Genomic DNA, 12188 nt, shown 5'->3' on the forward strand with positions numbered 1-12188 from the left:
TTGCGGTTCCTCGGGTCGGGACGGGAGGGCGGGTGGGTGTCGGCGGCCGGGGTGCCGGCCGCGAGGGGGGACGTCACGTCAGGGCTGGACGGCCGCGGCGGCGGCCTTCGCGGCGTGCGGCAGGGCGTCGGCGATGATCGAGAAGGCTCTGTCGTCCATGGCGGCGGAGACGAACCACGCCTCGAACGCGCTCGGCGGCGGATACACCCCGCGCGAGAGCAGCCCGTGAAAGAAAGCCGGGAAACGCCAGGTCTGAGCGGCCTTGGCCTCGGCGTAATTGGTCACCGGGTCCTCGCTGAAGAACACGCTGAGCATCGTGCCTGCGGTCTGCACCCGGTGCGGCACGCTCTCGGCGGTCAGCGCGTCGGACAGCAGGGTCCGCAGGGTGGCACTGTTGCGCTCGAGTGCGTCGTACACGCCCTGGTCCGCGGCCCGCAGGCTGGCGAGCCCGGCGGCGACGGCGACGGGGTTCCCGGACAGGGTGCCCGCCTGGTAGACGGGTCCGGCCGGGGCGAGATGCGCCATGACGTCGGCGCGGCCACCGAATGCGGCGGCGGGCAGACCACCGCTCATCACCTTGCCGAACGTGTACAGGTCACCGGCGACGCCGTCGAGTCCGAACCAGCCGGCGGAGCTGACGCGGAATCCGGTCATCACCTCGTCCATGATGAGCAGCGCGCCGTTGTCGGTGGTCAGCTTCCGCAGGCCCTCGTTGAATCCGGGCTGCGGCGCCACTGCGCCCATGTTGCCGGCGGCGGCCTCGGTGATGACGCACGCGATCCGGCCCTCGTTCGCGGCGAAGGCCTGGGCGACGGCGTCGAGATCGTTGTAGGGAACGACGATGGTGTCCTCGGCTTGCGCACCCGTCACGCCGGGCGACGTCGGGAGGCCGAACGTGGCGAGCCCCGAGCCGGCGTCGGCCAGCAGCGCGTCGACGTGTCCGTGGTAGCAGCCGGAGAACTTGAGGATCTTGGTTCGGCCGGTGAATCCGCGGGCGAGGCGGACTGCGCTCATGGTGGCTTCGGTGCCGGAGTTGACCAGGCGCACCTTCTCCACCGGCGCGACACGGCCGACGATCTCCTCGGCCAGTTCGATCTCGCCCTCGGTGGGCGCCCCGAACGACAGTCCGGTGGCGGCCGCCTTCTGGACAGCCTGGACGACGGCGGGGTGCGCGTGCCCGAGGATCATCGGTCCCCAGGAACAGATGAGGTCGACGTAGTCGTTGCCGTCGACGTCGGTGAGGGTGTAGCCGGACGCTTCCTTGATGAACCGCGGGGTGCCGCCGACCGAGTGGAAGGCCCGCACCGGGGAGTTGACGCCGCCGGGGATGACCAGATCAGCCCTCTCGAAGAGCTGAGCGGAGCGGGATGCGTGCACGTCGGGGTCACCGGAGGAAACAGTCACGGCCTCCAGTGTCCCAGTTCTGTCGAATTTGCCAACGACAGGGTGTAGTGGGTGGCCAGGATCACTCTGCCCGATCCGTCGTGCCGGATGATTCCGGGACGAGCGAGGCGAACATCGCCCGCATCTCCTCGGACAGTTTCATCAGTTCCACGTAGCCGCCGAGTGGGCCGCCCTCGAGGTAGGCGAACTCCATCCCGACGCCCTCGAACCGGCCCCGCTGCACCACTGGCAGTCCCCGGCGCCCGGCTTCGCCGAGGGTGGCCTCGAAGTCTTCGGGAACCCAGGCCACGTGATGGACGCCGGGACCGCTGGTCTCCAGCTGTTCTGTATAGAGGTTGCGTCCCGACACCGGCTGGATCAGCTCGAGCTGCTGTCCGCCGGCGTATCCGAGCGACACGTGGACCACGTAGTCGGCGGGCCGCCCGCGGTATGCGCAGTGCTCGGGGCCGAAGTGCACGTCCGGGAGCCGCAACCATCGCGCGACGCCCAACTGTTCCGTGAAGTACCGCTCCGCCGACTCGATGTCGTCGACGACCCAGCAGATCTGGAAGATCGGGCCTTCGACGAGGCTCATGCCATTTTCCCGTTGTCCACCGAGTACACGGCTCCGTGAATGGCGGACGCGTCGCCGGATGCGAGGAAGGCCACCGTCTTCGCCACGTCCTCGGGTTCCATCAGCCCTCTCGGGGAGGCCGACTTCATGACGAGCTCGAAATCGACACCGTCGGGGAACGCGAAATTGGTGACCTGGGGCGTCATCATCCCGCCCGGGCAGACGGCGTTGATCCGCAGCGGCGTGCCGGTGAACTCGAGTGCCATCGCGCGGGTGAGACCCACCAGTCCGTGCTTGGCGGCGCAGTAGCCGGCCGAGTACGCCTGCCCCTCCAGTCCGGCGACGGACGCGACGTTGACGATGTTGCCTCCGCGTTCGAGCAGATGCGGCAGCGCTGCCCGCGACAGGTAGAACGGCCCGTTCAGGTTCACGGCGAGATCGCGTGCCCAGTCTTCGTCCGTGACGTCCGCGGTGTGCCGGAGGGTGTGCGAACCGGCGACGTTGATCAGGACGTCGAGCCCGCCGAGCCCGGAGACGCAGGCTGCCACGGCCGCGCCGCATGCTTCCGGCGACGCCACGTCCGCGGGCGCACAGTGCCCCGCGGCCTCCGGTCCGGCGATCTCGATCATGTTCTGCCGCAGCGCATCCCCGTCCCGCGCGACCCCGAAGACGCGCGCCCCGCGGTCGGTGAGGAGCCGGGCGACGGCCCGCCCGAGCCCCGAGGAGGCCCCGGTGACGAGAGCGACTTTCCCTGCGAACGTTCCCCGATCCGTGTCATCCATCAGTCGATGATGCACTGCGTGCCGATCGGAGGTTCACAGATTGCCCCGCGCCGCCTGCTCGCGCTCGATGGATTCGAACAGTGCCTGGAAGTTGCCCGCCCCGAACCCGAGCGAACCGTGCCGTTCGATCAGCTCGAAGAACACGGTCGGCCGGTCGCCGAGCGGTTTGGTGAAGATCTGCAGGAGGTATCCGTCCTCGTCGCGGTCGACGAGGATTCCGCGCTTCTGCAGTTCCTCCACCGGCACCCGCACCTTCCCGATCCGGGCACGCAACTGGGGGTCCTCGTAATACGCATCGGGTGTGTTCAGGAACTCGACGCCCTCGGCCCGCAGCGCGTCCACCGTCGCGAGGATGTCTCCGGTCGCGAGGGCCAGATGCTGGCAGCCCGGCTCACCGTAGAACTCGAGATATTCGTCGATCTGCGACTTCTTCTTGCCCACCGCGGGTTCGTTGAGCGGGAACTTCACCCGGTGGTTGCCGTTCGCCACGACCTTCGACATGAGTGCCGAGTACTCCGTGGCGATGTCGTCGCCGACGAATTCGGCCATGTTCGTGAACCCCATGACCCGGTTGTAGAACCGGACCCAGTGATCCATCCGGCCCATCTCGACATTGCCGACGGCGTGGTCGAGCGCCTGGAACAACCGCGTGGGTTTACCCGGTCGCGCCGCGAAACCGCTGGTGCGCGGAACAAATCCGGGTAGGTAGGGGCCGTCGTACCGGCTGCGGTCGACGATGGTGTGCCGGGTGCTGCCATACGTGGCGATCGCCGCGAGCCGCACGGTGCCGAACTGATCGGTGGCGTCGCGCGGCTCCTCGAGAATGGTGGCCCCCTGCGAGCGTGCGTGCGCGATGCAGCGGTCGACGTCGAGAACTTCCATCGCCAGGTCCACCACGCCGTCGCCGTGGGCCCGGTGATGGTCCGCGAGCGGGCTCTTCGGATCCACGGCGCCGTGCAGCACGAACCGTGCCGAACCGGACTCGAGGACGAACGACTTGTGCGAGCGCTGACCGGTTTCCGGCCCGGCGTAGGCGACGAGGGTCATGCCCCACGTGGAGACGAAGTACTGCACGCTCTGCGTCGCGTTGCCGCACACGAAGACCACGGCATCCATCGCGACCACGGGAAACGGGTCCGACGCGTCGTCGTGTTCGACGAGCCCGACCAACTGCCGGAGCTCGTCGGTCTCCAGGTGTGCGGCCACCTCGCGGGGCGTCAGGCGAATGTCGGCGGTAGTCATACCTCACTGTGATCCAGCACACATCACTGCGCAACGGTGCTTCTTGACGCTGTTCAATCTGTACAGAATGCTGGATACAAATACGGATCGACCCTACATATTGACCAGGGACGCCATGAGTATCGATCAGCTCGACGCCGCACTGCTCGACCTGCTGCATGCCGAGCCGAAGGTCGGGGTGCTCGAGGCGTCGAGACGCCTGGGGGTGGCGCGCGGCACCGTTCAGGCCCGGCTCGATCGACTCGAACGCACCGGCGTGATCGCCAGTTCGGCACCGACCCTCGACGCGGAGGCTCTGGGGTTTCCGGTGGTCGCGTTCGCCACCCTCGAGATAGCCCAGGGCAACGGGCACTCCGCGGTCGTCGAGCACCTCACCGCTATCCCCGAAGTACTCGAGGCACACACGATCACCGGAGCCGGCGACGTCCTGGTCCGCGTGGTGGCGCGCACCCACGCCGACCTGCAGCGGGTGATCAACTCGATCGTCGACGGGCACAACGTCCTTCGCTCGTCGACGGTCATCGCGACGCAGACCCAGATCGCCCTGCGTCACGAGCAACTCGTCCGCGCCGCGGTCCCGCCGCCAACTGTCAACGGCCCTCGGGACTCAGCTCGTCCAGCAGTGAACTGAGCAGGTAGCAGGCGTCGTCGAACCGGTCGTGGCCGACGATGCCGCCCCAGTGGTGCTCGATCTCGGCGACCCGCACCGCGGCGTCCTGCAGCGCCTGCCGTCCCCGCGCGGTCGGGACGACCAGTTTCGCCCGCCGGTCCCGCGTGTCCGGAACCCGCTCGACATACCCGAGGTCCTCGAGATCGTTGATCAGTTCGGATGCGGCGGACAGGCTCAATTCGGCGCGTGAGGCGATCTCCGTCAACCGCCGCCCGTCCCAGCCGATGTTGCCGAAGATCTGCAGATGCGGCGGGCGGATGTCGCCGTAACCGCGCTCTGCCATGGGCTCGCTCAACTCCCGGCGGAACTCGTGAAGCAAACGAACCAGCAGCTGTCCTACCGCCGGCCGATCGGACGGCAAACCTCTTGACGGCTCCATGACACAGGAGAATACTACGGTTACCGAAGTTTTGGTTTCCGAAGCAATACTCGACATCACGCACCCGGGGCATCCCATGGACACACAATCGATCACCCGGACCATCCCGACGAGCGTCGGGAACCTCGCCGTCCACGTCACCGGCAGCGGACCGCCGACCGTGCTGTGGCACAGCCTGTTCGTCGACTCGACGACCTGGGCGCCCCTGCGCAGCCATCTGGTCGCGCACCGGCAGTTGATATCGATCGACGGACCCGGCCATGGAGCGAGTACCGCCGTGCAGCGGCGGTTCACGATGGAGGAGTGTGCGGCGGCGGCCATCGCCGTCCTCGACGCACTCGACGTCACCGAGCCCGTCGACTGGGTGGGCAACGCCTGGGGTGGACACGTCGGACTCGTCGCGGCCGCCCACACTCCCGACCGGTGCCGCACCGTGGTCACCATCGGAACACCGATCGAAGCCCTCACCCGCCGGGAGCGCGCCAGGATCGTGCCGATGGTGTGGGCCTACCGCATCGCCGGGCCGATTCCACCGCTCACAACCGCGGTGATGAACGTCCTTCTCGGCAAGGAGCTTTCACGAACTCACCAGCAACAGTTCCTAGCCGTCTCACGCACCTTCCGGCAGGCTCCGCGACGGGGCATGCACGAGGCGATGCAGTCGATCATGCTGCACCGCAAGGGGCTTGACCCTCTCATCCCCCGGATCGTAGCGCCGACGCTGATGGTCGTCCCCCGCGCAGACACGATGATCTCCATCGAGCGGGCACGGGCCGCCGCGGCGACAATGCCGCACGCCGCGGCCACCACGGTGGACGGCGCCGGCCACATCACACCCCTGATCGCCGACCCTGCCGTACTCGCCGACCTGTTCACCGCCTTCTGGCACGACCCGGTGGGATACCTCGCCACGATCACCGACGGAACCGAGAGGGTCCGCTGAACATGATCGAACGCACTGCGGGAGGTAGTCGTGGGCGGACTGTTCATGGGATTGCCGTTCTGACAACGTCGGCGGACCTTCCGTGACGAGCGGCCACCCCGTGCCGGACCCCGTCGGTCCGGGGCAGGAATCGGTGTGGGACTACCCGCGCCCTCCCGCGGTCCGAGGGAGCGACGAACTGGTGGAGGTGTGGTTCGGCGGGCAACTCGTCGCACGCACACGCAACCCGCTGCGACTGCTCGAGACGAGCCACCCGCCGACGTACTACCTGCCGCGCAGGTGCTTCGCCGAGGGGGTCCTGCGTCCGATTGCCTGGAGCACCGTGTGCGAGTGGAAGGGGCGGGCCGACTATTTCGACGTCGTCGCGGGCGGACACGTCGCCGCGCGTGCGGCGTGGCACTATCCCCGACCGGTTGCCGGGTACGAATCCCTCGTCGGGTACGTGGCGGTGATGCCGGGACCGATGGACGGATGTTTCGTCGAGGGCGAGCGGGTGCGGCCACAGACCGGGGGTTTCTACGGCGGGTGGATCACCGATCGGGTGGTCGGCCCGTTCAAGGGCGGGCCCGGCACTCTCTTCTGGTGATCGACGCGACCGCGCTTCCAATGATCGCCCCGATCGTGCGGCTCACCCACCACCACTGCGGGGCTCTTCGTTCTGCCACGGCGGTAGATCGTGGACGATCAGGCCGACGAACCACGGCAGCGGAAGCGACACACCGATGATCGCCACAGCCGCCCACGGGTTGCCGGTGACTCCGTAGACCACCGCCGACAGCAGGAACGCGAGAGTCCTGCCGGACGCCACGATCACGTATTTCCGCACCCGTCGCCGATGCTGTTCCTCGAGTGACACCGACGCCGTGGTGATGCTGATCGGGTGGCGTGCGGTGCCACTCGGCGCGGAGGCCCACCAAGTGCCTGCACCTGTGACGGCGGACCGTAGTGCGTGGGAAAAGCTCACCGCACGGGAGTACCCGATACCGACCCGGTCAGTCGCGGATGCCGCTGCGAATCCAGTGCTGGATCCGCCAGATCACGTTGTACAGATTGAAGGGTGCGACATCGTAGGTGTCCCACTCCTGGCCGACATGGGCGGTCCATTCCGGGATCCGGCCACAGCAGATCTGGTGGTCGAACACGGCGAACAGGGCATTGCAGACAGCAGCACGCATCAGGTTTCTCCTGAATCGGGGCGGCCCCGGACCGGGGCTAGCCTTGGTGCGGGCTGCTGCGCATACGAGCACAGTACACGGCTGTACCGACAACACTTGTCGCAATCTGCCGACAGATCTCGCACGTCCGATGTTCCGGTCGGCCGGAGGGAGGTGACCGCAGATGCGTAGAGCAAGAATGCTTCTCGGCGGTACACCGGAGCGAGTGGCGCGGCCACGATTCCCGTCGGCTCGACCGACTCGCCTCGCCCCGAGGTCGCTGTGATCACCGGCGCCGGACGAATCGTCGTCAGCACGACGGCGCCGGCCGAATACCCACAGTCCTTGCTCCCGGGCTTCGGCACCTTCGCTGTGCCCTGATCGCCCGACCTGTTCCTCGACCGACATCGCGCGCCTCACGGCGACGGCTACTGTCGAGTCATGGCCACCACAGCTGACCACCTGAGAAGCACACTCGACGGACGCTGGCGGGAGGTACGCGAGCGCGTCAGGGCGGAATTGTCCGGCTCCCCCGACTTCGCGCCGCACTACACCCCCGACCTCGACGAGGCTCGCACCAAGACGCTGGCGCAGTTGCGTCTGCTCGCGAGCAACGGCTATGCCGCCGACGGATTCGCGAAAGACCACGGCGGCACCGGTGACGCCGGCGCCGCAGTGACGAGCATCGAGATGCTCGCGATGTCCGACCTGTCCCTGATGGTCAAGGCAGGCGTGCAGTGGGGACTGTTCGGCGGCGCGATCGAGAATCTCGGCACCGCGCGCCATCACGAGGCGTACGTGAAGCGTCTCGTCGACCTGGATCTGCTGGGTTGTTTCGCGATGACCGAGACGGGTCACGGCAGCGACGTGCAGGCACTCGAAACCACCGCCACGTACGACGCGGACGCCGGCGAATTCGTCATCCACTCCCCCACGCCGTCCTCGCGCAAGGACTACATCGGCGGGGCGGCGCAGCACGCGACGATGGCAGCCGTGTTCGCGCAGTTGATCACGGGCGGCGAGTCGCAGGGTGTGCACTGCTTCGTGGTGCCGATCCGTGACGAGGACGGCAACGACCTCCCCGGCGTGCACACGTCGGACTGCGGGTACAAGGGCGGGCTTCCCGGCGTCGACAACGGCCGAATCACGTTCGACCAGGTGAGAATTCCGCGGGAGAACCTTCTCAACAAGTACGCCGACGTGGAACCCGACGGCACGTACACCTCGCCGATCGACAACGCGAACCGCCGATTCTTCACGATGGTGGGCACTCTCGTGCGGGGACGCGTCACGGTGGGCGGGTCGGCCGGCGCCGCCGCCCGCGTCGCATTGTCGATCGCGACCCGATATGCATTGCAGCGCAGGCAGTTCAATGCACCGCAGGACGAGGACGAGGTGCTGCTCATGGACTACCTCGTCCACCAGCGCAGGCTGTTCCCGTTGATCGCACACTCCTACGCTCTGCAGTTCGCCCAGAACGAGCTCGTCGCCAAGATGCACGAGATCCAGAGCAGTGCCGACGCCGACCCCCAGGAACAGCGTGAGCTCGAGGGCCGCGCCGCCGGGCTCAAGGTTGCGAACACCTGGCACGCCACCCGCGCGATCCAGGAGGCCCGTGAAGCGTGTGGCGGCGCCGGGTACATGGCCGAGAACCGTCTCACGGCGCTCAAGGCGGACACCGATGTGTTCACGACATTCGAGGGCGACAACCACGTCCTGACGCAGCTGGTGGCCAAGGAACTGCTCACGTCCTACGCGGACGAGGTACGCGGCATGAGCCCCGTCGAATGGATGCGCTTCGCGGCCACCACGGTCTCCGACGTCGTCAAGAAGCGGACCGCCGCGCAGCAGATCATCCAGACGATCCTCGACACGAGGCAGGACAACGAGGAGGACGGCAGCCTCTTCAACCGCGGCACCCAGCTGACGATGTTCGAGGACCGCGAGCAGTACCTGCTCTCGACCGCCGCCCGTCGCCTCCAGGGCGCGCAGAAGCGTGAGGAGAACCCGTTCGACGCCTTCAATTTCGTGCAGGATCACGTGCTGCACGCCGCGCAGGCCCACATCGACCGGGTCGTGCTCGAGGCGTTCGTCGCCGGCATCGACGAATGCGAGGACGACGAGGCCCGCGAACTGCTGAGCGATGTCTGCGACCTCTACGCGCTGAGCGTGATCGAGGAAGACAAGGCCTGGTTCATGGAGCACCGGCAGCTGTCGGTGGAGCGGTCGAAGGCGGTGCAGCGGGGAATCAACGAACGATGCCGGTCGCTGCGGCCGCACGCGCAGACCTTGATCGAGGGACTCGGGGTTCCCGAAGCGCTACTCGGCTCCGCGATGCTCGACGGTCCCGGGACCGACACCGTCCGCAAGACCCAGATCTTCCGGTGACGACGGCGGCTCGGCGGGTTCGCCCGCCGGGCCGGACCGCAACCGGCGCACCGAGTCGATCACCAGCAACCCGGCGACTGTCACCAGTCCGGCGGCGACGGCGATCCACGACCCCGAATACGCGGTTCCCGCGAAGGAGGGTGCACCCGGCGCCACGGGCCCGAACTCAGATGTGACCTGGGCATGGTTCCAGCACCACACGGCGGCGACGACGCCGACCATGGCGCCGATCCACTCCGCTGCCGCCACGACGGTCCCGCGGTTCATTCCGCCGACCCGCCCGCCGACTTCGCGAGCAACGACTCGAGCTGCGCGCGGAGTCCCTCGTCGTCCTTCGCCCACGCCTGCACCAGGGCGCCGCCCCGCAGTCGGAGTCCGATTCCGGTGCGTCGCCGGGGAACCGCGGACAGTTCGCCCAGACTCCGGGCCGTCTCCCACGGCTGCTGTACGTACGCCTCGGGGTCGGCGGGTGGCATGATCTTCAGGATCTCGGCGATCGGCAGATCTTCGGTGCCCTGCCGCAACGACGACGTCGTGAGTTCGACGCTGGCGTGTCTGCGGGCCGCCACCACCTGCACGTAGACGAACCCGCTGAGCAGCACCGCGAACAGCGGCAGCGCGAACCAGTGCACGACCGGGCCGGTCAGCAGTTCGATGATCAAGGCGATCAGGCAGAACACCGGACCGAACGCCACCAGCCGCCAGCGGGCGCCGGGCTCACTGAACAGGACGGCTGGTTCGCTCACACGCTCATCCTGCGACATCGTGGCCCGCGAGGAAAACGTGAGGCACGTCAGGAGAGGGCGCCCGGGATCACGACGAGCAACAGAGTCAGCAGCACGAACGCCACGATGATCGCGAACATCAGTGCTTCCTTGCGAGACCCGTGTGCTCGATCGTCAGCGCGCATGGAGAAAAGTCCTTCGGTCGAAATGAAGTCTGCGGTCTGCCCTTGTGACGTACTTCACGGTACATCTTTATGTTTCACGAGCAAATCGAAGCTACTCGCCGGAGGGGGGCAACCTCAGAAAGTAGCTGTTGGAATCCTTGCGGTGCATCAGCACGACGGCGCCGACGGCCACCACGGCCTGGAGGATCTGCACGCCGCCGAGAGCGAGCGCGGTGCCGCTACCGTCGGATCCGATGCCGAAGAGCACCGGGACGGTCCACACCACCATCATCACGCACGCGATGGTGAGCAGCATCCGGGCCCAGTTCCGGCCCTTGCGCATGAAGTGCACGAACAGGAGAAAGAGCCCGGTGAGGATCAGGATGAGCACGACCGTCAGCCCGATACCTACGTAGAACAGCGTCTCCACGCTGTCGCGGCTCATGTCGACCTCGCCGGATGTGACGCTGGGGTTGTTCATCAGTTCGTCGACGAACGTCGACTTCTCCCCCACCACCAGAACCATCGCGGCCAATGCCTGGAGCAGACCGAGCCCGGCCACCGCCCACAGCAACTGGGCTGCGGTGCCCACGTCGACCGGTGCCGGACGTTCGGGCTTCGGCTGCGGCACCGGCGGGGGGTACGGGAAATCGTGCGGCGACGGGCTCTGCTGATGCGGAGCCTGGTGCGGCGGTGTCGGTGGCCACTGCTGGGTCATGGCACTACCGTATCCGCCGACGAGACGATCACAACCAGCCGGCCGCTTCGGTCGCCCAGTACGTCAGCACGACGTCCGCGCCTGCACGGCGGATACTGGTGAGCGATTCGAGGATCGCGGCGTCGCGGTCGATCCAGCCGTTCTGCGCGGCGGCCGTGATCATCGAATACTCACCCGAGATCTGATACGCCGCAACCGGGACGGGCGAGCGGTCCGCCGTCTCGCGCAGGACGTCAAGGTAGGACATCGCCGGCTTCACCATCACCATGTCGGCGCCCTCGTCGATGTCGAGGTCCACCTCACGCAGAGACTCCCGGCGATTGGCCGAATCCTGTTGGTACGTGCGGCGATCACCCTGCAACGACGAACCGACAGCCTCGCGGAACGGACCGTAGAACGCCGACGCGTACTTCGCCGAGTACGCGAGCTGACCGACATCGGTGTAGCCCGCGTCGTCGAGTGCCTTCCGGATGGCGGCGACCTGGCCGTCCATCATTCCGCTCGGACCGAGCAGATGCGCGCCGGCCTCGGCCTGCGCGACCGCCATGTCGACGTACCGCTGCAGCGTGAGGTCGTTGTCGACCGCACCGCTCGCGTCGAGGACACCGCAGTGACCGTGGTCGGTGAACTCGTCCAGGCAGGTGTCCGCCATGATCACCGTCGCATCGCCGACTTCGTCTGCGAGCCAGCGCAATCCGCGGTTCAGGATGCCGTCCGGATCGGACGCGCCGGACCCCTCGGCGTCCTTGTCGTCGGGACGCGGCACCCCGAAGAGCATGAGTCCGCCGAGACCCGCCTCGACCGCTTCCGTCGCCGCCCGCCGCAGCGAGTCGGGTGTGTGCTGGAAGACGCCGGGCATCGACGAGATCTCACGAGACTCGTCGATACCGTCCGCGACGAACATCGGCAACACGAGATGCCGTGGCTCGAGCGAAGTCTCGGCGACGAGACGACGCAGGGCCGGTGTCCGGCGAAGCCGTCGCGGTCGGTGGGTCGGGAACAAGGACGTGCCCTCCTTCGTCGGGCCCGTGCGCCTTTTTGGTAGTTGGAGCAACCAAAAAGGCGC

Annotated in this window: 15 protein-coding genes; 4 read left to right on the forward strand and 11 right to left on the reverse strand. The window is 67.4% G+C overall.

Going from position 1 to position 12188, the window contains the following annotated elements; all coding sequences use genetic code 11:
- Positions 1–78 precede the first annotated feature (78 nt).
- From hemL to hppD, 4 genes are all read right to left on the reverse strand, one after another.
- Positions 79–1404, reverse strand: a complete 1326-nt coding sequence (hemL, locus tag ACFWAY_RS09890) for a glutamate-1-semialdehyde 2,1-aminomutase (protein WP_378510549.1) — start codon at positions 1402–1404, stop codon at positions 79–81.
- Between the two features lie 61 nt (positions 1405–1465).
- Positions 1466–1978 (reverse strand): VOC family protein, encoded by a 513-nt coding sequence (locus ACFWAY_RS09895; protein ID WP_378510550.1) that lies wholly within the window; start codon positions 1976–1978, stop codon positions 1466–1468.
- Positions 1975–2739, reverse strand: a complete 765-nt coding sequence (locus ACFWAY_RS09900) for an SDR family NAD(P)-dependent oxidoreductase (protein ID WP_378510551.1) — start codon at positions 2737–2739, stop codon at positions 1975–1977. Before ACFWAY_RS09900 ends, ACFWAY_RS09895 begins: the two co-directional genes overlap by 4 nt.
- A 33-nt stretch (positions 2740–2772) precedes the next feature.
- Positions 2773–3981 (reverse strand): 4-hydroxyphenylpyruvate dioxygenase, encoded by a 1209-nt coding sequence (gene hppD / locus ACFWAY_RS09905; protein ID WP_378452405.1) that lies wholly within the window; start codon positions 3979–3981, stop codon positions 2773–2775.
- Positions 3982–4096: 115 nt separating this feature from the next.
- Between hppD and ACFWAY_RS09910 the strand changes: the two genes are divergently transcribed.
- The gene (locus ACFWAY_RS09910; protein ID WP_378452406.1) at positions 4097–4612 is read left to right on the forward strand and encodes an Lrp/AsnC family transcriptional regulator; all 516 of its coding nucleotides are present in this window, start codon (positions 4097–4099) and stop codon (positions 4610–4612) included.
- Here the strand turns inward: ACFWAY_RS09910 and ACFWAY_RS09915 are convergent.
- A complete protein-coding gene (locus ACFWAY_RS09915; RefSeq protein ID WP_378510552.1) occupies positions 4572–5030 on the reverse strand; it encodes a MarR family winged helix-turn-helix transcriptional regulator in 459 nt (152 codons plus the stop codon). The two genes, ACFWAY_RS09910 and ACFWAY_RS09915, sit on opposite strands and share 41 nt — an antisense overlap.
- Before the next feature lie 76 nt (positions 5031–5106).
- On the opposite strand from ACFWAY_RS09915, the gene ACFWAY_RS09920 reads away from it, so the two are divergent.
- Positions 5107–5973: an alpha/beta fold hydrolase gene (locus tag ACFWAY_RS09920; RefSeq protein WP_378510553.1), complete on the forward strand. Its 867-nt coding sequence runs from the start codon at positions 5107–5109 to the stop codon at positions 5971–5973.
- 82 nt (positions 5974–6055) lie between these two features.
- On the forward strand, positions 6056–6559 hold the full coding sequence (locus tag ACFWAY_RS09925) for a DUF427 domain-containing protein (protein ID WP_378510554.1): 504 nt from the start codon (positions 6056–6058) through the stop codon (positions 6557–6559).
- 42 nt (positions 6560–6601) lie between these two features.
- On the opposite strand, the gene ACFWAY_RS09930 is transcribed toward ACFWAY_RS09925, so the two are convergent.
- Positions 6602–6937: a DUF3099 domain-containing protein gene (locus tag ACFWAY_RS09930; RefSeq protein WP_378452410.1), complete on the reverse strand. Its 336-nt coding sequence runs from the start codon at positions 6935–6937 to the stop codon at positions 6602–6604.
- A 28-nt stretch (positions 6938–6965) separates the two neighbouring features.
- A complete protein-coding gene (locus ACFWAY_RS09935; RefSeq protein ID WP_378452411.1) occupies positions 6966–7148 on the reverse strand; it encodes a hypothetical protein in 183 nt (60 codons plus the stop codon).
- Between the two features lie 420 nt (positions 7149–7568).
- Here ACFWAY_RS09935 and ACFWAY_RS09940 point away from each other — a divergent pair, with 420 nt between their 5' ends.
- A complete protein-coding gene (locus tag ACFWAY_RS09940; protein ID WP_378510555.1) occupies positions 7569–9515 on the forward strand; it encodes an acyl-CoA dehydrogenase in 1947 nt (648 codons plus the stop codon).
- Here ACFWAY_RS09940 and ACFWAY_RS09945 read toward each other — a convergent pair.
- The 4 genes from ACFWAY_RS09945 to hemB form a co-directional block, all read right to left on the reverse strand.
- On the reverse strand, positions 9447–9782 hold the full coding sequence (locus tag ACFWAY_RS09945; protein ID WP_378452413.1) for a hypothetical protein: 336 nt from the start codon (positions 9780–9782) through the stop codon (positions 9447–9449). The two genes, ACFWAY_RS09940 and ACFWAY_RS09945, sit on opposite strands and share 69 nt — an antisense overlap.
- Positions 9779–10261: a hypothetical protein gene (locus ACFWAY_RS09950; protein WP_378452414.1), complete on the reverse strand. Its 483-nt coding sequence runs from the start codon at positions 10259–10261 to the stop codon at positions 9779–9781. The genes ACFWAY_RS09945 and ACFWAY_RS09950 overlap by 4 nt, the downstream gene beginning before the upstream one ends.
- A gap of 255 nt (positions 10262–10516) precedes the next feature.
- Complete coding sequence (locus tag ACFWAY_RS09955) at positions 10517–11122, reverse strand: hypothetical protein (protein WP_378452415.1); 606 nt, start codon at positions 11120–11122, stop codon at positions 10517–10519.
- 28 nt (positions 11123–11150) lie between these two features.
- On the reverse strand, positions 11151–12125 hold the full coding sequence (gene hemB, locus ACFWAY_RS09960) for a porphobilinogen synthase (RefSeq protein WP_378452416.1): 975 nt from the start codon (positions 12123–12125) through the stop codon (positions 11151–11153).
- Positions 12126–12188: the final 63 nt, after the last annotated feature.

It is taken from the genome of Rhodococcus sp. NPDC059968 (genome assembly GCF_042738615.1).
In the GTDB taxonomy this organism is placed as follows: Bacteria; Actinomycetota; Actinomycetes; order Mycobacteriales; family Mycobacteriaceae; genus Rhodococcus_F.